The sequence below is a fragment of the Phaeobacter sp. SYSU ZJ3003 genome (assembly GCF_041300735.1).
In the GTDB taxonomy this organism is placed as follows: Bacteria; Pseudomonadota; Alphaproteobacteria; order Rhodobacterales; family Rhodobacteraceae; genus Phycobacter; species Phycobacter gallaeciensis_A.
In genome coordinates this window covers 69635-88641 of record NZ_PXNU01000012.1, presented here as the reverse complement: position 1 = coordinate 88641, position 19007 = coordinate 69635, and the positions used below count along the sequence as shown (strand labels likewise).

Genomic DNA, 19007 nt, shown 5'->3' with positions numbered 1-19007 from the left:
GGACGATCTGCGGATATTCGTTTAGAGCCTGCCACCGCGCAACCTGGGGAGGCCGTGCGCGAGCTGACAAACGAGGATCTGTAGATGAAACTCCTGACGCTGGCTGCCACTCTGGCGGCCCTGACGGTCACGTCACCCATGGCCCATGCCGAGACTGGCCTGAAGTCTCTGTTCGAACGCGAACAGTCCACCCTGAACGCCGTGCCCACACGCCGCCTGAACGGATTTTTCGGGTTCAAACGTACCCCATCCAAGCCGGATGTAAAGGACCTGCGGTTCACCCGTGCATGGCTCGACGAACAACCCAAGGCGACTGGCGGCGAAAACTTTGCTTGCCTCGCAGAGGCGCTCTATTTCGAGGCGCGCGGTGAAACCGTCAAAGGCCAGTTCGCTGTCGCCGAGGTGATCCGCAACCGGGTCGAAAGCAGCCAATTCCCCGGCAGTTTCTGCGGCGTGATCAATCAGGGAACCGGCCGCCGCTACCAGTGCCAGTTCACCTATACCTGCGATGGCCACAAAGAGGTCATTCGCGAAAAACGCGCCTTTGAACGCGTGGCCAAGGTGGCCCGTCTCGTGCTTGACGGTGTTGATACCGGCCTGACCAAGGGCGCCACCTATTACCACACCACCGCAGTGCGCCCGCGCTGGAGCAGCCATTTCACCAAAACCGCACGGATTGGCGTACACCAGTTCTACCGTGACGACCGGTTCCGCACCGCTTCCAGCGAGTGATCGGGCCGCAAGGGTGATTGCACCGGCCGGATCGCCGTAAAGGCGGTTTCGGTCGCTGGTACGGCGCATGCGGGCCTGCTATGGACGGGGAGACAGATGTACGGTGGACACCGTACGTTTTGATACCGCCAGACAAAGGCCCGCAGCCATGCCCTCAGAAATCCGTCTCGCATTTGAACACCCTTCGGAACGGTCGATTGCGACCGCCAGCGGTGGTCCTCTGGACCGGATCTCGCTGCGGGATCACCTGGTCGAAGTGGAAATCGGCGCCTTTCAGGCCGAGCGCGGCACTACACAGAGAATCTGTTTCAATGTGGTGGTCGAAGTGGCGCCGCTGCCTGCGGATCTGGATGATGATGTCGACCGCATCCTGTCCTATGACAAGGTGACTGAGGCAATCGCCTATGAGCTGGCCGCCGAGCGGCTGAACCTCCTTGAAACTCTGGCCGAACGCGTGGCCGAACGGGTCCTGCTGGAACCGCAGGCGATCCGCTGTTTCGTACGGGTGGAGAAACTGGACCGTGGACCGGGGGCGCTGGGGGTGGAAATCGTCCGCTCCAAGGATCAGGTCACGCACACGGTGGACGAAGGCGAAGTCCCGCATCCGCGCCTGATGTACCTGTCCAATGAGGCCATCGACAGCGACAATCTGACCGGCTGGATCGATCAGATGGAGTGCCGCCAACGGCCGCTGATCCTTTGTGTCGGCGCGCATCCTCTTGCGGTGCCGCAGACCGGCCACAAGATGACCCAGCGCCGGATCGACCTGCTGGCGATCGAACAGAACGCCTGGCGTCTGGCAGCCAAGGACCACCGCTGCGTTGTGGTGGCGACCCGGACTGAATTGGACTGGGCGATGAAAAACGGCCAGATCTGCGTCTGGGCCCCGTCCAAGATCGTTCTGGATGCCGTCGATGGTCCTTCCGCGGCCCCTGCCGAAGCGGTTGCGCTTGCCTCCTGGTTTGCGGCAACATTCGAAGCAGGAGAGATGATCGTGATCGGTGCGGACCTGCCGGCCGATCCGCAGGTGCCCTTGCGCGCCGTCGATATGGAGCAAACCACACTGTGATGTATTACCGCCCGCTGGTGCAGCACGGAGACCTCCGCCCCGAAGGGGCGGTGCCCCTGGCGGGCGGATCTTCACTGTGGTTTTCCGAGGCAGAGGTGCTGAGCCGCGATGCGCCGCCGCGCCTTATTCCAGCAGGGCTTATCCCGGAAGACATCTGTCACCGGCTGAGTGGCCGCCGCGCTGCGATTGCCGGTCTTGATATGACCCAGCCACAGGTCATGGGGATTCTGAACGTCACCCCGGACAGTTTTTCAGACGGCGGCCGCCACAGCGGGGTAGAGGCAGGCTGCGCTGCCGCCCTGCGGATGGTCGAGGAAGGCGCTTCGATCATCGATGTGGGCGGCGAATCGACCCGCCCCGGCGCGGATTTCATCCCCGAAGACGAGGAAATCGCCCGCACCGCGCCGGTGATTGCCGCCATCCGCGAGGCGTCGCAGGTGGCCATATCCATTGACACCCGCAAGGCCGAGGTCGCCGCGGAAACGCTGGAGGCCGGGGCCGGGCTGATCAACGATGTGTCGGGATTTACCTTTGATGCCGCATTGGCGCCGCTGGCGGCGCAGGCCGGGGTGCCGGTCTGCGTGATGCATGCGCAGGGCGATCCCGCCACCATGCAGGAAAACCCGGTTTATGAAAACGTGCTGCTGGACGTCTATGACTTTCTGGCGGCGCAGGTGGACCGGCTGGAGGCGACTGGGGTTCTGCGGGACCGGATCGTCATCGATCCCGGCATCGGCTTTGGCAAGACGCAGGAGCATAACCTGACCCTGCTGCGTAACCTTAGCCTGTTTCACGGTCTTGGCTGTCCGATCCTTCTGGGCGTGTCGCGCAAGGGCTTCATCGGCAAGATCGGTCAGGCACCTTCACCAGATGCCCGCGCGCCGGGATCAATCGCCGTCGGGCTGGCTGGTCTGGCGCAGGGCGTTCAGATCCTGCGCGTGCATGACGTGGCAGAGACCGCGCAGGCCGTGCGTCTGTGGCAGGCGGTGCGCTGAAGCAGGCTTAGGCGCGTGAAAAAAGGCGCCGCAAGGCGCCCCACTGGCTGATGCAGAGGCCGCTCAGGATCAGGGCCATCGCCAGGAGCATCGAGGCAGGCAGGGCTTCACCCAGAAAGACCGCGCCGATGACCACGGCCCAGACGGGCACCTGGTAGTTGGTCAGGGTCATGAATGTGGGGCCTGCCTCGCGCACCACGATCACCCGCAGGAAATTGGCTGCAGCGGTTGGGATCAGCCCCAGGAAGGCGATAATCGCAAGCGTGTGACTGTCCGGCATGACCGGAGGGCCTTCGATGGCCCAGGCTGTGGGCAGGATGATGACGCTGCCAATGACCAGCAGGATCGCGGCAAGACCCACCGGATCGACGGGCGGCAGGCGGCGGGTCAGGATCGAGCTGACCGCGTAGCATCCTGCGGCAGAGAGGCAGGCGATACGGCCCAGAAGTTCCAGCTCTGAATTGCTGCTTTCAAAGGCCTTGCCGCCGATCAGCAGGGCAACACCGACAAAACCGATCACAAAGCCGATCACACGCCGCAGAATCATGCGCTCGCCGGGTACAAAAAAATGCGCCAAGGGGAGCACAAAGAGCGGGATTGCTGCCATGCTAAGCCCCGTGAAGCCGGCCGAGACATGCTGCTGTCCCCAATTGATCAGCATGAATGGCAGAGCCGTGCTGGCAAAGCCGATGATCAGAAGAGGCGTCCAACTGGTCTGCGCCTTGAATAAACCACCGCCTCGCAAGCCCCAGATTGCACAGAGTAAAACGGCGGCAAAGCCAATGCGTCCGGCTGCCAGCCAGAAGGGCGTGATCCCTTCCAGAGCCACTTTAATCAGGGGAAAAGTACCGCCCCAGACCAGCCCGAGGGTGGCGATCATGGCCCAGTATTTTCCCATCCGCTCTGGCATCTTTTCGCTGTCCCTAGTTCGCCTGCAAGTGATTGCCCCAAGGTGGGGCAGTCAACCTGACTGACACCCCTCTTGCATCAGCCGCGCGACAAGACCCGAGCGCTGCGCCGAGGTCAACCAATTAGTCTTTGGTTCAGGAGGGCGTCCAGGATTGCGAAGGGCTTGTCGGTTGTCTCAGGAATGGGCAGGGGCGCGGCGGCGGGGCGTGCGGCTCAGCAGCAGCCCGCCAAGGATGAGCACCAAAGCTGCAAAGAGCTGTGGTGGCAGGGTCTCGTTCAGCAGGGTGGCGCCGAACAGCACCGACCAGACTGGCACCTGATAATTCACCGTCGACAGGAAGGAAGGCCCGGCGCTGCGGGCGATTTGCACCAGCAAAACCTGCGCCAGCGCGGTGGGCAGCAGCCCAAGGTACAGAACCGCTGCCAGCGGCGTTGTCTCCGGCAACTGCGGGACGCCCTCGGCCCAGAGCGCGGCGGGCACAATCATCATGGCAGCACAGCTGAGCGCCGCCGCCGAGAGCGACAGCATGTTCACAGAGGGGCAGAGCCGGGTGATGATGGAGCCGACCGCATAACAGAGCGCAGCGCCAAGACAGGCAAGGCGCGCAAGCGATTCAAAATCCGTGCCCGCGCTGCTGAAGGCTTCAAGCCCGATCAGCACAACGACGCCTGCAAAACCGGTCAGAAACCCGATGCTGCGCCGCAGGGTCATATGCTCGCCCGGTACCAGAAAATGCGACAGCGGCAGCACGAAGAGCGGCACCACTGCCATGCAGACCCCGGCAAAACCGCTGGCCACATGGGTCTGCCCCCAGCTGAGCAGGGTAAAGGGCAGTGCGTTGCTGAAGAAGCCCATACCAAAGGCGCAGGCCCAGATCAGCCGCCCGGCGCGGTTGGCTATTGGCGGCAGTGAGATCCCCATGGCGCGGATGATGCCGAGCAGGCACAGGGCGCCAACCGTGATCCGCGCGGCTGCGATCGTGACCGGCCCAAGACCATCCAAAGCGACCGAAACCGCCATGAAGGAGGCGCCCCAAATCATGCCGAGAAACAGAAGCTTGATCCAGTTGAGGGTGCCGGGGCCGTCGTGCATGGGAATACTCCGAAAACAAAAGAGGCGCTCCGGTTGCCCGAAGCGCCCTGCAGAGGAATAAGGCGGCGGGACAGGCCCGCCAAGCCGAAAAGGCGCCTTAGTTCTTTTCTTTGTCGACCATCTTGCCGGCCGAGATCCAGGGCATCATGCCGCGCAGTTTCTCACCGACCTGCTCGATCTGGTGTTCGTCGTTCAGGCGGCGGGTGCCTTTGAAGAACGGCTGGCCAACGGCGTTTTCCTGCATGAAGTCACGCACGAATTTGCCGGTCTGGATGTCGGTCAGAACCGCTTTCATCCGGGCTTTGGTTTCGTCGTAGGGCAGGATGCGCGGACCCGAGACATACTCGCCGTATTCGGCGGTGTTCGAGATCGAGTAGTTCATGTTCGCGATGCCGCCTTCGTAGATCAGGTCCACGATCAGCTTCACTTCGTGCAGGCACTCGAAATAGGCCATTTCCGGCGCGTAACCGGCTTCGACCAGGGTTTCAAAGCCCATGCGGATCAGTTCAACGAGACCACCGCAGAGAACGGCCTGCTCACCAAAGAGGTCGGTTTCGCATTCTTCGCGGAAGTTGGTTTCGATGATGCCCGAGCGGCCGCCACCGATGGCAGAGCAGTAGGACAGGCCGATTTCCAGCGCCTTGCCGGTGGCGTCATTGTCCACGGCCACCAGGCAGGGCACGCCGCCGCCTTTGGTGTATTCGCCGCGCACGGTGTGGCCGGGGCCTTTGGGCGCCATCATGATGACGTCGACGCCTTCTTTCGGCTCGATCAGGCCGAAGTGCACGTTCAGGCCGTGGGCGAATGCGATGGCTGCGCCGGGCTTGATGTTGTCGTGGACGTATTTCTTGTAGGTCTCTGCCTGAAGTTCATCGGGCATGGTGAACATGATCACGTCACACCAGGCTGCCGCTTCGGCGATGCCCATGACCTGCAGGCCTTCGGCTTCGGCTTTCTTGGCCGAGGCAGAGCCTTCGCGCAGGGCGACGACAAGGTTCTTTGCGCCGCTGTCGCGCAGGTTCAGGGCGTGGGCGTGGCCTTGCGAACCGTAGCCCAGGATGGCCACTTTCTTGTCCTTGATCAGGTTCACATCGCAATCGCGGTCATAGTAAACGCGCATGTCAAAATCCTCCGGTTGACGTTTGAGGGTGATCATAGACAGTGAGGGGGCGATTGCGATGGACCTGCGCGCATAAATCCCGCTTATTTTGCAATAGTCATTCGTTGATTTGAGCTATATTGACTAGATCATGCTTGATGATTTGGATCGACGCATTCTGCGCCACATGCAAAGCGAACCGGAGCAATCGATTCCGGATCTTGCTGAACGGCTGGGCCTCACGCCATCGCGCCTGTCGCGGCGGCTGGAAAAGCTGCGCGAGACAGGCGTCATTCTGGGCCAGCACGCGGTGATCGACTGGCGCGCGCTGGGTTATGCGGTAGAGGTCTCCTTGCGGGTGACACTGGACAAGACCAACCCGCGGGCCTTTGACGAATTCCTGGAGGCCGCGCGGCTGATCCCCGAGGTGCTGGAGATCCAGACCTTTCTGGGGCAGGTCGATGTGCGCCTTTCGGTGATTGCCCGCGATATGCCGCATTATCAGGAGATCTACCGGGCCCAGATCCTGACCCTGCCGCATATCACCGATATCGAGGCGTTGATGCATGTGGCGCGGATCAAATCGAACGAAAGCCTGCCACTATGAGCCGCAGCGATCTCGACGATATCGATTTTGCCATCTTGCGGGCGCTGTCGCGGGATGCCACGCGCACTGCCGGGGCGCTGGGGCGGGAACTTGGCCTCAGCCAGCCCGCCACATGGCGCCGCATCCGTCGTCTGCAGCAGGCGGGGATCCTGCTGGGGCGTCGTCTGGATCTGGATCGCAAGAAGCTTGGCTTTGGCGTGACAGTGTTTCTGGGCATCAAGCTGGCGACCAAGGGGCGTGTCAGCCTTGAGGACTTCGAACGCGCGGTCTCTGCCATCCCTGAGGTGGAAACAGTGGAGCATATCCTTGGCATGTATGACTACCGCCTGCGCGTCACCGCCCGGGATATCGCCGATTTCGAACGGGTCCTGCGGCGCCGGATCATGACCTTACCTGGTGTCGGAAACGTGGACGCAAACGTGCTGCTCTCCGAAGAACGCAGGCCGGGGCCGCTGGGATAGGCTGCGCTTTGTCGATGATCGGAAACCCGATTTCCATTTTCCATGCGGCGGGGCTTCGCTTTGATCTATGCTTTTTCACCTGCCCCGCACATACCAAGGCCAGCATCGCGCCCCCGTATGCCAAAGTAGACTTTGCCAAAGCAGGGCGACAGCGCTAGCGATAGACAGCAAAAGAAGGAGGATCACCGATGGCATTGCTTGATACCGTGGACCCGAAGGGGCTGGATGAATTTTCGGTGGTCTTCACCGACCGCTCGCTCAACCATATGTCGAAGGCCTTCCAGCAGGTGATGCTGGATATCAGCGACATGCTGAAAGAGGTTTACTGCGCCGAGGCCGTGGCCTTGGTGCCCGGTGGCGGTACCTTCGCGATGGAGGCTGTCGCGCGCCAGTTTGCCCGCGGCGCCAATGCTCTGGTGGTGCGCAACGGCTGGTTCTCCTACCGCTGGAGCCAGATCTTTGAAAGCGGCGGCTTCACCGCCTCAAGCACGGTGATGAAGGCGCGCCAGACCGGCAACAGCACCCCGTCGCCCTTTACCCCCGCGCCGATCGAAGAGGTGGTGCAGGCGATCCGCGAACAAAAGCCCGATATCGTCTTTGCGCCGCATGTGGAAACATCGGCCGGGGTGATCCTGCCGGATGATTATGTGACCGCCATGGCCGCTGCCGCGCATGAGGTCGGCGCGCTGATGGTGCTGGATTGCATCGCGTCGGGCTGTGCCTGGGTCGATATGAAGGCTACTGGCGTTGATGTGCTGATCTCGGCCCCGCAAAAGGGCTGGAGCGCGTCTCCCTCGGCGGGGCTTGTGATGTTCTCCGAGGCGGCGCTGAAACGTCTGGAGGAGACCACATCGGACAGTTTCGCCATCAACCTGAAGCAGTGGCGCGCCATCATGAAGGCCTATGAGGACGGCGGTCACGCCTATCACGCCACCATGCCCACCGATGCGCTGCGCGCCTTCCGCGATACCATGCTGGAAACCCGCGAGTACGGCTTTGAGCGCCTGCGGGGCGCGCAATGGCAGCTGGGCAACGGTGTGCGCGCCTATCTGAAGGGCAAGGGCGTGGTCTCGGTCGCCGCCGAAGGGTTCGGTGCGCCGGGCGTCGTGGTCAGCTATACCAGCGATCCTGAGATTCAGAACGGCAAGAAATTTCTGGCGCTGGGCATGCAGATCGCCGCTGGCGTTCCGCTGCAATGCGACGAGCCCGATGATTTCCGCACCTTCCGTCTGGGTCTGTTCGGTCTTGATAAGCTGTATGACGTGGAAGGCACGCTGAAGCGCCTGACATCGGTTCTGGATCAGGTGCTCTGACCAGATAGCAACACCGGCCTGCCGGGGATCATGTCGGCAGGCTGGCTACCGTCGCCCGGATGAAGTCCTCGCAAAGCGCGGGCTGGGTGATGGGCAGCATATGGCCAAAGCCCGGTTCGATCCGGCATTTGAGGCCAAAGGCCTCCATCGCGCGGCCCTGTTCTTCGGCATTCAGCACTGCGTCATCCGCTCCGAACAGCACCGCGCCGGGCGTGCGCAGCTCGCGCAGGTACCGGTCGGCTTGCTCTGCAATCGTCGGATAGAGCAGCGTGGCATCGGCCGAGGCGGCGATAAAGCTTTGCGGGCGCAGGCCCAGAATGCCCCCGGCCCGGTCGAGGAAGTCCGGAGGGCAGGTTTCAGGAGCAAAGATCTGCGTCAGAACCGCCTCGGCGGTGCGTTTGGCAGCGGGGATGGCAACCGTATGGGCCATCAGGCGCCGGACCATGGGGGAATGTACGATCAGCCCCTTGAAGGCATCTGCCCCGCCCGCCGAAGGATGGGTCAGGGGCGCCAGCAGCGCCAGCCCCCGGATCCTGTCCGCCGCGGCCAGTGCCATTGCCAGCGATACCGCGCCGCCTAGCGAGTGCCCCACCAGAACCGGGTTTTTCACCCCTTTGGCATCCAGAAGCTCCTGGATCATCGCGGCTTGCGCGGGCAGGCGGGCAAGTGTGTCGCTGTTGCGGGTGGAGTATCCGCAACCGGGCCGGTCCAATGCAATGATATGAAAATCCTGCGCCAGACGTCCGGCCAGCGCATAAGTAAAATGTTGCAATTGCCCCGATAGGCCGTGGATCAGCACCAGTGTCTGCGCTTTCTGCGGTCCCATTTCCACGTAATGCAGCCGCCCGTGGGCGGTCTGGTGGAACTGTCCGGCCGGAGGCACCAGTCGCTCTGCCGCGCGGGCCTGTTTGCGTGTACTGACATGCGCCGCCCCCAATAGCGCGGCGGGCGCGGCGAGCGCTGCAATGGAAAAGGTACTCAAAACAGACATTGAAAACTCCGGGTGGGGTTAACGCTCCTGCGGCGCGCCAAGCTCTGAAAGATCCGGGGAGGGGAGGGCGTCCAGCAATTGAAACACCCGGTTCCGGCAGGCTTCACCGCTCCAGGATACGGGATGAAATATCGGCGGCAGGCCGGGGTGGCGCAGCACGATCCGGCGCCAGCGGTGCACGATCAGGGTGCGCAGCGTGGCGATCTGGGCCGGATCCAGATCCGTCGGCGGGGTCTTGATCCCCTGCAGGGCCGTGTTGAGCCTATCGCAGGCCTCTTGCAGGTCCTCGGGAAAGAGGCGGTCTTTCAGCCAGACGGGCACCGAGATCTTTGAAAACTCGATGGCCAGCAGGTCATCAAGGTTCCCCGGTATCTTGCCATGGCCAAGGGCGGTGTGCCGGTTAACCGCCACATATTGCGGGAGCAGCAGAACGTCATCCAGCGTGGCCTGTCCTGCGCCTTCCTCACTGATCAGCAGGTGCCAGTCGGTGGGTGCGGGCGGGTGGCGCTCGTAGATGCGCGGGGTCACCGCAGCGGATTGGCTGCGGCCAAATTTCGTCAGGAAATGCACAGAAGCGCGCCCGGAACGGGAGCTTTCGACCCAGCCGTCCTTGCGCAGGCGGTGCAGCGCTACGCGGATGGCTTCGGGTTTGATGCCCATGGGCGTGATAATCCGCGTCAGGGCGCTGCCGCTGATCTGGGCGCCTTCCTTCTGCGCAAGATCACCGAAAAGGGAGACGATGATCGACCAGACCCGCAGGTTCTGCGGATCGTTCAGCTGCGCGACGCTGGCTTCAAACCACTGGTTTTGTTCTGTGCTCATTTTCACAGAATATAATGCCCGGGCCGCTTGCGCTAGCCCGGGCAAAATTTCTCTTTGATTGCCGCCTGCTATCAGAAGGCGTTCATGGTCAGCAGTTCGTATTCCGCGACCAGTTCGTCGTCCTGATTGGTCAGGGTCACGTGCCAGCGTACCTCGCCGTATTCTTCGTTGCGGGGAGTCTTCTTCTTGACGGTCAGGCGCACCTTGATGCTGTCGCCGGCTGACACCGGTTTCATGAAGCGCAGACCATCAAGGCCGGTGTTGGCCAGCACCGGGCCTTCGTCTGGCTGCACAAAGAGACCCGCGGCAAAGGACAGGAGCAGATAGCCATGCGCGACACGGCCCGGGAAGAAGGGATTCCGCTTCGCTGCGGCGTCATCCATATGGGCATAGAAGGTATCGCCGGTGAAATGAGCGAAATGTTCGATATCCTCAAGTGTGACGGTGCGGGGGGCTGTGTGGAGGGTCTCTCCAATTGACAATTCACCATACTTCCGGGTGAAGGGATGCGCCGGAGCCGCGATTTCCGTGCCGCCCGGCACCCATTTGTCACCGATGGCGGAGAGGATATCGGGGCTGCCCTGGATGGCGGTGCGCTGCATGTAATGTTTGACGCCGCGCACGCCGCCCAGCTCCTCGCCGCCGCCGGCGCGACCCGGGCCGCCGTGAACCATATGAGGCAGCGGAGAGCCGTGGCCGGTGGATTCCTTCATCGAGTCGCGGTTGTTGAAATAGAGGCGCCCGTGGAAGGCGCCGGAGCCAAGCGCGACAGCGCGCGCGACTGCCGGATCATGGGTGATGACCGAGGCAACAAGCGAGCCCTGGCCGCGATTGGCCAGCGCGATGGCATGGTCCAGATCGCGGTAGCCCATGACGGTCGAGACCGGGCCGAAGGCTTCGGTGTCATGCACATGCACAGCTGTGTCAGGGTCTTCGCAGTGGAACAGCATCGGCGGCACAAAGGCGCCCTGTTCGGCGTCGGCGCCTTCGACGGCAAAATTTTCGGGGTCACCAAAGACGCGTTTGGCTTCGGTGCCGATCAGGGCCGCTTTTTCCAGCACGTCGCGTTTCTGACTGCCAGACACCAGCGCGCCCATGCGGGTGGTTTCCAGGCGCGGATCGCCGATCACCACTTTCGCGAGGCGTGCGGACAGGGCCTCGATCACCACCTGAACCTGCGCCTCGGGGGCGATGATGCGGCGCACGGCGGTACATTTCTGACCTGCCTTGGCGGTCATCTCGCGACTGACTTCCTTGATGAACAGGTCAAATTCCGGCGTGCCAGGCGCTGCGTCAGGCCCCAGGATCGAGGCGTTGAGGCTGTCCTGTTCGGCCACGAACCGCACTGAGTTCTCAACAATCGCCGGGGTGTTGCGCAGTTTCAGCGCGGTGTTGGCAGAGCCGGTGAAGCTGACCACGTCCTGGCAATCCAGACGGTCCAGCATGTCGCCGATGCCGCCCGAGACAAGCTGCAGCGCGCCCTCGGGCAAGATGCCGCTATCGAGCATGATCTTTACCGCCAGTTCAGTGACATAGCAGGTCGCGGTCGCTGGTTTCACGATGGCAGGAACACCCGCCAGCAGGGTGGGCGCCAGTTTTTCCAGCATGCCCCAGACCGGGAAGTTGAAGGCGTTGATATGCACCGCAACCCCTTGCAGTGGGGTGCAGATATGCTGGCCGAGGAAGCTGCCTGTGCGGGAAAGCTGTTCGACATCGCCGTCCAGATAGACATGGCCATCGGGCATTTCGCGGCGCCCCTTGGAGGCAAAGACGAACATGGTGCCGATGCCGCCGTCGATGTCGATCATGTGATCCGATTGCGTGGCACCAGTGTGGAAGGACAGATCGTAGAGCGCGTCCTTGTGCTTGCCGAGTTCGGTGGCCAGCGCCTTCAGCATGCGTGCGCGGTCGTGGAAGGTCAGTTTGCGCAAGGCAGGGCCACCCACCTTGCGGGCATGATCCAGCATTGCCTGCACATCAAGGTCATCATTGCCGGCGCTGGCGATAGTGGCGCCGGTCACCGCACTGGCGATGTTGCGGGCGCCTGCGCCGGGTTTCACCCAGTCTCCGGCGGCGTAGCTGGAAATCTCAAGAAGGCTCATTGCTGTCTCCCTAGGTTGCCCGCGCCAGCTTTGTTCGCCCCGGAAACGGGGCAGGATCAGATGCCGCATGCCGGGCAGGATTGATTTGCGATATATATTGACCGTCCGGTCGGTTTATGCAAGAAAATTGTCCAGACGCCGCCCGAGCTGGTGATTTCGGAAAGAAAACAGCCTTCTGGCGGATCAAGTGATATTGGGGGTGAGGGGAATGACAGATTCGATTCTGGTCGCGGATCACGGGCAGTGGGTGGAAATTACCCTGAATCGCCCGGACCGGCTGAACAGCTTCAACGATGAGATGCACAATGCCTTGCGCGCCGCGCTGGAGGCTGCCCGCGATGGTGGCGCCCGGGCGGTTCTGCTGACCGGTGCTGGCCGGGGCTTTTGCGCCGGGCAGGATCTGGGCGATCGCGATCCGCGCAAGATGGACGGCCCGCCGGATCTTGGGAATACCGTGCGGACCTTCTATGCGCCGCTGGTACGGTTGATCCGCTCGCTGAACTTCCCGGTGATCTGCGCCGTCAATGGCGTTGCTGCCGGGGCTGGGGCAAATATCGCACTCGCCTGTGATGTGGTTCTGGCGGCCGAAAGCGCCAAGTTCATCCAATCCTTCTCCAAAGTCGGTCTGATCCCCGATACTGGCGGCAGCTGGCATCTGCCGCGCCTGCTGGGCGAAGCCCGCGCCAAGGGGCTGGCCTTCACCGCCGAGCCGCTGCCCGCCAAAAAGGCCGAGGACTGGGGGCTGATCTGGAAGGCGTTGCCGGATGAAGAGCTTATGACCGAAGCCCGCGCCATGGCCGAGAAATTCGGAAATGGTCCGACGCTGGGTCTGGGGCTGACCAAACAATGTATTCAAGCTGCCGCCGTCGACACGCTGACCGACCATCTGGAGATGGAAGCGGACGCCATGAAAACCTGCGGTGAAAGCGCCGACTATGCCGAAGGCGTTGCCTCTTTCCTGGAAAAGCGCAGCCCGGAGTTCAAAGGCAAATGACCATGACCCCGAAAGAACGCGCGGAAAAATCCAGCGCCGCCATGTGGTCCAGCGACAATGCGTCGAAATGGGCCGGAATGGAGATCGCCGAGGTCGACGCCGGGCGCGCGGTACTGCAGCTGACGGTCGAAGCGCACCATTGCAACGGCCACGGTATCTGCCATGGCGGCGTGACCTTTATGCTGGCCGACAGCGCCTTTGCCTTTGCCTGCAACAGCCGCAATCAGGCCACCGTGGCGCAAAGCAACAGCATTACCTATACCGCGCCGGGACGCCTTGGCGACCGGCTGACCGCCGATGCGCGAGAGGTCTCCTTGACCGGGCGCAGCGGCATCTACGACGTGACCGTCAAAAATCAGGATGATCTGGTGATCGCAGAGTTCCGGGGCCTGTCCCGTGCGATCAAAGGCCATCTTTTCGAAGAATAGGTGAGGAGGACGCCATGAAAGACCTGACCCCCAACAAGGCTGAGCTCGACCCGATCGAAATCGCCTCCATCGACGAAATCCGCAGCCTGCAGCTGGAGCGCCTGAAATGGTCGCTGCGCCATGCCTATGACAACGTGCCGATGTACAAGCAGCGGTTCGATGAGGCGGGCGTGCATCCTGACGATCTGCAGCAGCTTTCGGATCTTTCGAAGTTCCCCTTCACCTACAAGAATGACCTGCGCGACAACTACCCGTTCGGTCTCTTTGCCGTGCCGCGCGAGGAAATCATCCGCCTGCACGCGTCCTCGGGCACCACGGGCAAGCCGACCGTCGTGGGCTATACCAAGGGTGACATCGACAACTGGGCCGATCTGGTCGCGCGGAGCTTGCGCGCCGCCGGTCTGCGCAAGGGCAACATGGTGCATAACGCCTATGGCTATGGGCTCTTCACCGGCGGTCTGGGCGCGCATTACGGGATCGAACGCCTTGGCGCCACGGTGGTGCCGATGTCCGGCGGCCAGACCGAGAAACAGGTGGGCCTGATCACCGATTTCCAGCCTGATGGGATCATGGTGACGCCTTCCTACATGCTGAATATCCTTGAGCAGTTCCACAAGGTGGGACTGGATCCGCGCGACAGCTCGCTGCAGGTGGGTGTCTTTGGCGCCGAGCCCTGGACAGATGCCATGCGCAAGGAGGTCGAAGACGCCTTTGACATGCACGCGGTGGATATCTACGGCCTGTCGGAAATCATGGGGCCGGGTGTGGCCAGCGAATGCGTGGAAACCAAGGACGGCCCGGTCATCTGGGAGGATCACTTCCTGCCCGAAATCATCGATCCGGTGACTGGTGAAGTGCTGCCCGATGGCGAAATGGGCGAGCTGGTCTTTACCACGCTCACCAAGGAAGGCCTGCCGATGGTGCGCTATCGCACCCGCGATCTGACCCGCCTGCTGCCGGGCACCGCCCGCACCATGCGGCGGATGGAGAAAATCACTGGCCGCAGCGACGACATGATCATCCTGCGTGGGGTCAACGTTTTCCCCAGCCAGATCGAAGAGCAACTGATGGCCACCGGTGGTCTGGCGCCGCATTACCAGATCGAGCTTTATAAATCCGGCCGCATGGATGCGATGCGCGTCTTTGTCGAAGCCAACCCGGATGCCACCGACGAAATGTCGAAAACCGCTGCAGCGCGGATGCTGACCAAACGGATCAAGGATATGGTCGGGGTCTCGACCGAGATCATCGTTGGCGAGCCGGGCGAGGTGGAGCGCAGCCAGGGCAAGGCCAAGCGCGTCGTCGACAACCGCGACAAAGGATAACCAGAGCAGTGGCCCGCACGATCGCAAAAGACCATGACCTGAAACGGGCGCAGATCCTCAAATCTGCGGCCAAGGTCTTCGCTGACGCCGGTTATGACCGCGCGTCGATGACCCAGCTGGCGCGGGAGTGCGGGATCTCCAAGGCCAATATCTATCATTATTATGACAGCAAGGATGCCGTTCTCTTCGGCCTCCTTGAAACCTATCTGAGCGATTTGCGGGATCGGGTCTGCGAGCTGGACCTGACGGGGCTTGAGGCAGAGGCCCGCCTGCGCCGCATCGTGGCGGAGATATTGCTCGCCTATCAGGGGGCCGATGACGAGCATCAGGTGCAGATCAGCGCCATGTCAGCCCTCCCCGAAGAACAGCAGACATTGCTGCGTGGCTATCAGCGCGAGCTGGTGACCTTCATGAGCGACGCGATCAGCGCCGTCGCGCCGGATGTCTTTGCCGGGAACCCGGCCAAGCTGCGCGCGGCGACCATGTCGGTCTTTGGCATGTTGAACTGGTATTACATGTGGAATTCCGGCGCCGGGTCCGAGGCCCGCGAAGACTATGCCGATATGGTGGCAACGCTGACGCTGAACGGCGTGAAGGGGCTTTGAAAGCCGCTGCCTCCACGTCGTTATTCATGCTCGATCAAGGGCATAAATCATGCACTTTGAGTTCGTCACCAAGGCGAGAAACCTCAAAATAAGCGACTTTGCAGCCGGATGGGGAAAACGCCAGGGGAGGTTCTATGCGCCCCTGGACTTCGTGAATCCAGTCGCTTTGGCCCTGCTTGTCCTCCACGACGCGATAAAGACCCCTTGTTGAGGGGGCTATAGGCCAGCCAGAGATTTGGAAATAGGCTTGGCCGTTGACCGCATATGCATCCTCTTGCGTGTAACAACTGCAACCGCAAGAGAAACAGGCAGATTTTTCCCTCACATAGAGTGGATCGTCAGTCGGCAGCAGGAAACTGGAAAGAACCTCCAGGTCTTCCGAAAGCCACCAGGCTGTTCGCAGGCAGGTTCCCTTTGGCTCCTTGGATTTGCAGTGCGTTTGAAAGGCAAAGAACATCTTGGCGGTGCTGTCCTTGATGACCAGGGGAAGTGACTTGTTTCCGGGATCTTTAACGGGCAGCTCGATTTTCTGAACAGCACCGTCATTGAACGTCAGGAGCCCGATCTTCCCAAGGTGTCTGAAATAGTAGAAATTGATGTAGGGCATGCGGGGAAATCCCTGGTTCATGCCGCGCTGTCGGCTGAGGAAATCCACCTGTGTAATCCGGTGTTTCTCGCCTTCGATCATCATGTATTTGTCGGAACGAAGATGAGTATCGCCCGAATAGACCTTTTCCGACCAGATCGCGCCAGGAACGGTCGGGCTAATGGTGATGTCCGGAACCCAGTACTTGGGCGGATAGGCGGGCTGAAACTCTGACGGGGTCAGCTGACCATCCGAAGTGCGTATGAAGTACGCATTACCCTGCCGTACAAGAAGCTCATCTTCCGACAGCCAATTGATGGGGGTTATCTTGGTGGCGAGGTCGACTTCCTTTTCCGGAACGCATCTTGTGGCCAGAAGCGCAACCAACAGGAGCACAATGAGCGCGATGATGGCTCGCGGTCGTTGATTAAACAATTTGGTCACTCTGATACTTTTTGATCTTTCCGCCATTCTGAAACAGGAGCTTTTCTTGTGAAGATCCACCTGGTATTTTTCGGAACCCTTCTGATCTGTAGGGTACTGCATGTGTCTCCAGCGGTCATAACATTACGCGAGACAGCGAAAAAGCCGCCCGAAAGGGCGGCCTTTGGTGATTCGGGAAGCAAAAGCACCGTCATCATTTTTAATGTGGTTTGCGCAGAGGGTTACTCTGCCAACAACCTTAGAGCAGTTCCAGCGAACCTGCGGACTGCTTGCCGTCACGGCCGGTTTCCAGTTCATAGGAAACTTTTTGGTTGTCGTTCAAACCGTTGAGGCCCGAGCGTTCAACCGCCGAGATGTGCACGAACACATCTTTTCCGCCAGCTTCGGGCTCGATAAAGCCGTAGCCTTTAGTTGCGTTGAACCATTTTACGGTGCCATTGGCCATCCGATATCTCCAGTATAGACTTCCTCCGCAACGTGCGAAGGTATTCAAACGCCTATCACAGGCTGACCGGTCCGACCATGCCAATAATGTCATAGGTCTTGCGCAGGATCGGGGCTGTGATTTCGCGGGCACGTTCAGAGCCGCGCGACAGGATGCGGTCGATTTCGTCCTGCTCACCCATCAGCCGGGCCATTTCGGTCGAGATCGGCGCCATCTTGGACACGGCCAGATCTGCCAGCATCGGCTTGAACTCCGAGAACTGCCGCCCGCCAACATCAGCCAGCACCTGGTCCACGGTCTGTTCGGCGAGGGCCGCGTAGATGTTTACCAGATTGCGCGCTTCGGGGCGCTCTTCCAAGCCCTTGGCTTCCGACGGCAGGGCCTCGGGGTCGGTCTTGGCCTTGCGGATCTTCTTGGCGATTGTGTCGGCATCGTCAGTCAGGTTGATACGGCTTGCATCCGAAGGATCTGATTTCGACATTTTCTTGGACCCATCGCGCAGGCTCATCACCCGCGTGGCGGCACCCTCGATCACCGGCTCGGTCAGCGGGAAGAAATCAACGCCATAGTCGTGGTTGAACTTGGCCGCGATGTCGCGCGTGAGTTCAAGGTGCTGTTTCTGGTCCTCGCCCACCGGCACATGCGTGGCGTGGTAGATCAGGATGTCTGCCGCCATCAGCGACGGATAGGCCAGAAGACCCAGCGAGGCGTTCTGCTGGTTCTTGCCTGCCTTGTCTTTCCACTGGGTCATCCGCTGCATCCAGCCCATGCGGGCGACACAGTTGAAAACCCAGGCCAGTTGCGCATGTTCAGGCACCTGGCTCTGGTTGATGAGAATGGATTTCTCCGGATCAAGCCCGGCGGCAATGAACCCGGCGCACAGTTCGCGGGTGGCTTTCTTCAGATCGTTGGGATCCTGCCAGACGGTGATCGCGTGCAGGTCGACCATGCAATAGATGGTCTCCATGTCCTTGTCCTGCCAGTCGACAAACCGTTTGAGAGCGCCAAGGTAGTTGCCAAGGTGCAGGTTGCCCGAGGGCTGGATGCCGGAAAAGACACGCGGCGTGAAAGTGGTCTCGGTCATCGAGAAACTCCCGTCTGGAAATAGGGCCTGCGGTGGCTTAACCATGGGCGCAACGGTCGTCAACAGCCCGTCCAAGTGGCGGGTCCACAAGGGCGCGTCAAAAGGCCGGGACAGGCAAGAAGGGCAGGAAAGATATGAGCAGCAGTGAAAACCCATCACCCGTGAACCCGCTGCCGCCCGTGGTGGTGGCGCTGGTGCTGGTGATCATGGGGATCGAGGCGGCGTTTTCGCTTGGCGCGCGCGGCATCGTCGGCGGCCCGTCCGCCGTGGGCTGGCGGCTGGAGGCGTTCCAGTCTTACGCGTTTTCAGCCGAGATCTTCTGGTGGATGTGGGAGACGGGGCAATGGCCCGCGCAGCATCTGCTGCGGTTTGTCTACTTTGCCTTTGTGCACGGCAGTTTCACCCATGCGCTGTTTGTCTGCGTCTTCGTGCTGGCCATGGGCAAGATGGTCGGAGAGGTCTTTGGCGATATTGCCATGATCCTGATCTTTGTCCTTTCTGCCATCGGTGGCGCCCTGGGCTATGCGATCTTCTCCGGCAGTCCGGTGCCCCTGATCGGCGGATTTCCGGCGGTTTACGGGTTGATCGGGGCCTTTACCTATATCCTGTGGCGCCAATTGTCGCTGGTGGGCGCGCAGCAGAGCCGGGCGTTTTCGCTGATTGCCTTTCTGATGGGGATCCAGCTGCTGTTTGCGCTGCTGTTTGGCGGCCAACCCGACTGGATCGCGGATCTGACTGGCTTTGCCACCGGGTTCTTCCTGTCGTTTTTCCTGGCGCCCGGCGGCTGGGCGCGGTTCCGCAACAAGATCCGTCACGACTGAACGCGGGCAGGGGGCTCCCGCCCGGATTGCGGCAGGACACCATGCCTGATCCCGTTGGGCCGGGCGCCGCGCCAGGGCGCGG

The 19007-nt window shown here is 61.3% G+C and carries 20 protein-coding genes; 11 read left to right on the top strand and 9 right to left on the bottom strand.

Going from position 1 to position 19007, the window contains the following annotated elements:
- Positions 1-84: 84 nt before the first annotated feature.
- The 3 genes from C6W91_RS05435 (at position 85) to folP (ending at position 2796) form a co-directional block, all read left to right on the top strand.
- Entirely contained in the window at positions 85-732 is a 648-nt protein-coding gene (locus tag C6W91_RS05435; protein WP_065272727.1) for a cell wall hydrolase, read from the top strand.
- Between the two features lie 148 nt (positions 733-880).
- Positions 881-1801, top strand: a complete 921-nt coding sequence (locus tag C6W91_RS05430) for a dihydroneopterin aldolase (RefSeq protein WP_065272728.1) — start codon at positions 881-883, stop codon at positions 1799-1801.
- Positions 1798-2796, top strand: a complete 999-nt coding sequence (folP, locus tag C6W91_RS05425; RefSeq protein ID WP_370570508.1) for a dihydropteroate synthase — start codon at positions 1798-1800, stop codon at positions 2794-2796. Before C6W91_RS05430 ends, folP begins: the two co-directional genes overlap by 4 nt.
- 7 nt (positions 2797-2803) lie before the next feature.
- Here the strand turns inward: folP and C6W91_RS05420 are convergent, their stop codons facing one another.
- From C6W91_RS05420 to ilvC, 3 genes are all read right to left on the bottom strand, one after another.
- Entirely contained in the window at positions 2804-3706 is a 903-nt protein-coding gene (locus C6W91_RS05420) for a DMT family transporter (RefSeq protein WP_370570507.1), read from the bottom strand.
- A gap of 174 nt (positions 3707-3880) precedes the next feature.
- Positions 3881-4798 (bottom strand): DMT family transporter, encoded by a 918-nt coding sequence (locus tag C6W91_RS05415; protein WP_065272731.1) that lies wholly within the window; start codon positions 4796-4798, stop codon positions 3881-3883.
- A gap of 97 nt (positions 4799-4895) precedes the next feature.
- Complete coding sequence (gene ilvC / locus C6W91_RS05410) at positions 4896-5918, bottom strand: ketol-acid reductoisomerase (RefSeq protein WP_370570506.1); 1023 nt, start codon at positions 5916-5918, stop codon at positions 4896-4898.
- Between the two features lie 130 nt (positions 5919-6048).
- Between ilvC and C6W91_RS05405 the strand changes: the two genes are divergently transcribed.
- The 3 genes from C6W91_RS05405 (at position 6049) to C6W91_RS05395 (ending at position 8278) form a co-directional block, all read left to right on the top strand.
- A complete protein-coding gene (locus C6W91_RS05405; protein WP_065272732.1) occupies positions 6049-6504 on the top strand; it encodes an Lrp/AsnC family transcriptional regulator in 456 nt (151 codons plus the stop codon).
- Positions 6501-6965, top strand: a complete 465-nt coding sequence (locus C6W91_RS05400) for an Lrp/AsnC family transcriptional regulator (protein ID WP_065272733.1) — start codon at positions 6501-6503, stop codon at positions 6963-6965. The genes C6W91_RS05405 and C6W91_RS05400 overlap by 4 nt, the downstream gene beginning before the upstream one ends.
- Before the next feature lie 188 nt (positions 6966-7153).
- A complete protein-coding gene (locus C6W91_RS05395) occupies positions 7154-8278 on the top strand; it encodes an aminotransferase class V-fold PLP-dependent enzyme (protein WP_370570505.1) in 1125 nt (374 codons plus the stop codon).
- Between the two features lie 28 nt (positions 8279-8306).
- On the opposite strand, the gene C6W91_RS05390 is transcribed toward C6W91_RS05395, so the two are convergent.
- The 3 genes from C6W91_RS05390 to paaZ form a co-directional block, all read right to left on the bottom strand.
- Entirely contained in the window at positions 8307-9269 is a 963-nt protein-coding gene (locus C6W91_RS05390; protein ID WP_370570504.1) for an alpha/beta fold hydrolase, read from the bottom strand.
- Between the two features lie 18 nt (positions 9270-9287).
- Positions 9288-10091 carry a PaaX family transcriptional regulator C-terminal domain-containing protein gene (locus C6W91_RS05385; RefSeq protein ID WP_370570503.1) on the bottom strand — a complete coding sequence of 268 codons (804 nt, stop codon included), beginning with the start codon at positions 10089-10091 and terminating at the stop codon, positions 9288-9290.
- A 71-nt stretch (positions 10092-10162) separates the two neighbouring features.
- Positions 10163-12193 carry a phenylacetic acid degradation bifunctional protein PaaZ gene (gene paaZ / locus C6W91_RS05380; RefSeq protein ID WP_370570502.1) on the bottom strand — a complete coding sequence of 677 codons (2031 nt, stop codon included), beginning with the start codon at positions 12191-12193 and terminating at the stop codon, positions 10163-10165.
- A 208-nt stretch (positions 12194-12401) separates the two neighbouring features.
- Here paaZ and paaG point away from each other — a divergent pair, with 208 nt between their 5' ends.
- From paaG to C6W91_RS05360, 4 genes are read left to right on the top strand one after another with little or no spacing between them, the layout of a single operon-like run.
- Complete coding sequence (paaG, locus tag C6W91_RS05375) at positions 12402-13187, top strand: 2-(1,2-epoxy-1,2-dihydrophenyl)acetyl-CoA isomerase PaaG (protein WP_065272738.1); 786 nt, start codon at positions 12402-12404, stop codon at positions 13185-13187.
- 2 nt (positions 13188-13189) lie between these two features.
- A complete protein-coding gene (paaI, locus tag C6W91_RS05370) occupies positions 13190-13615 on the top strand; it encodes a hydroxyphenylacetyl-CoA thioesterase PaaI (protein WP_065273739.1) in 426 nt (141 codons plus the stop codon).
- Positions 13616-13629: 14 nt separating this feature from the next.
- On the top strand, positions 13630-14940 hold the full coding sequence (paaK, locus tag C6W91_RS05365; protein WP_065272739.1) for a phenylacetate--CoA ligase PaaK: 1311 nt from the start codon (positions 13630-13632) through the stop codon (positions 14938-14940).
- An 8-nt stretch (positions 14941-14948) separates the two neighbouring features.
- The gene (locus tag C6W91_RS05360; protein WP_370570501.1) at positions 14949-15545 is read left to right on the top strand and encodes a TetR/AcrR family transcriptional regulator; all 597 of its coding nucleotides are present in this window, start codon (positions 14949-14951) and stop codon (positions 15543-15545) included.
- A 34-nt stretch (positions 15546-15579) separates the two neighbouring features.
- Here the strand turns inward: C6W91_RS05360 and C6W91_RS05355 are convergent, their stop codons facing one another.
- The 3 genes from C6W91_RS05355 to trpS form a co-directional block, all read right to left on the bottom strand.
- Positions 15580-16677 (bottom strand): hypothetical protein, encoded by a 1098-nt coding sequence (locus C6W91_RS05355; RefSeq protein WP_370570500.1) that lies wholly within the window; start codon positions 16675-16677, stop codon positions 15580-15582.
- A 136-nt stretch (positions 16678-16813) separates the two neighbouring features.
- Positions 16814-17020, bottom strand: a complete 207-nt coding sequence (locus tag C6W91_RS05350) for a cold-shock protein (protein ID WP_065272741.1) — start codon at positions 17018-17020, stop codon at positions 16814-16816.
- A 55-nt stretch (positions 17021-17075) separates the two neighbouring features.
- Positions 17076-18104 carry a tryptophan--tRNA ligase gene (gene trpS, locus C6W91_RS05345; protein WP_065272742.1) on the bottom strand — a complete coding sequence of 343 codons (1029 nt, stop codon included), beginning with the start codon at positions 18102-18104 and terminating at the stop codon, positions 17076-17078.
- Positions 18105-18238: 134 nt separating this feature from the next.
- Between trpS and C6W91_RS05340 the strand changes: the two genes are divergently transcribed.
- Entirely contained in the window at positions 18239-18925 is a 687-nt protein-coding gene (locus tag C6W91_RS05340) for a rhomboid family intramembrane serine protease (RefSeq protein ID WP_370570499.1), read from the top strand.
- The last annotated feature ends 82 nt before the right edge of the window (positions 18926-19007 follow it).

Coding starts and splice junctions, on each gene's coding strand:
- C6W91_RS05385 (WP_370570503.1), bottom strand. CDS start 10,091: ATGAGCACAGAACAAAACCAGTGGTTTGAAGCCAGCGTCGCGCAGCTG.
- C6W91_RS05395 (WP_370570505.1), top strand. CDS start 7,154: ATGGCATTGCTTGATACCGTGGACCCGAAGGGGCTGGATGAATTTTCG.
- C6W91_RS05355 (WP_370570500.1), bottom strand. CDS start 16,677: ATGCAGTACCCTACAGATCAGAAGGGTTCCGAAAAATACCAGGTGGAT.
- paaZ (WP_370570502.1), bottom strand. CDS start 12,193: ATGAGCCTTCTTGAGATTTCCAGCTACGCCGCCGGAGACTGGGTGAAA.
- C6W91_RS05340 (WP_370570499.1), top strand. CDS start 18,239: ATGAGCAGCAGTGAAAACCCATCACCCGTGAACCCGCTGCCGCCCGTG.
- ilvC (WP_370570506.1), bottom strand. CDS start 5,918: ATGCGCGTTTACTATGACCGCGATTGCGATGTGAACCTGATCAAGGAC.
- paaI (WP_065273739.1), top strand. CDS start 13,190: ATGACCCCGAAAGAACGCGCGGAAAAATCCAGCGCCGCCATGTGGTCC.
- paaG (WP_065272738.1), top strand. CDS start 12,402: ATGACAGATTCGATTCTGGTCGCGGATCACGGGCAGTGGGTGGAAATT.
- C6W91_RS05415 (WP_065272731.1), bottom strand. CDS start 4,798: ATGCACGACGGCCCCGGCACCCTCAACTGGATCAAGCTTCTGTTTCTC.
- C6W91_RS05400 (WP_065272733.1), top strand. CDS start 6,501: ATGAGCCGCAGCGATCTCGACGATATCGATTTTGCCATCTTGCGGGCG.
- C6W91_RS05405 (WP_065272732.1), top strand. CDS start 6,049: ATGCTTGATGATTTGGATCGACGCATTCTGCGCCACATGCAAAGCGAA.
- trpS (WP_065272742.1), bottom strand. CDS start 18,104: ATGACCGAGACCACTTTCACGCCGCGTGTCTTTTCCGGCATCCAGCCC.
- paaK (WP_065272739.1), top strand. CDS start 13,630: ATGAAAGACCTGACCCCCAACAAGGCTGAGCTCGACCCGATCGAAATC.
- C6W91_RS05390 (WP_370570504.1), bottom strand. CDS start 9,269: ATGTCTGTTTTGAGTACCTTTTCCATTGCAGCGCTCGCCGCGCCCGCC.
- C6W91_RS05350 (WP_065272741.1), bottom strand. CDS start 17,020: ATGGCCAATGGCACCGTAAAATGGTTCAACGCAACTAAAGGCTACGGC.
- C6W91_RS05420 (WP_370570507.1), bottom strand. CDS start 3,706: ATGCCAGAGCGGATGGGAAAATACTGGGCCATGATCGCCACCCTCGGG.
- C6W91_RS05430 (WP_065272728.1), top strand. CDS start 881: ATGCCCTCAGAAATCCGTCTCGCATTTGAACACCCTTCGGAACGGTCG.
- C6W91_RS05435 (WP_065272727.1), top strand. CDS start 85: ATGAAACTCCTGACGCTGGCTGCCACTCTGGCGGCCCTGACGGTCACG.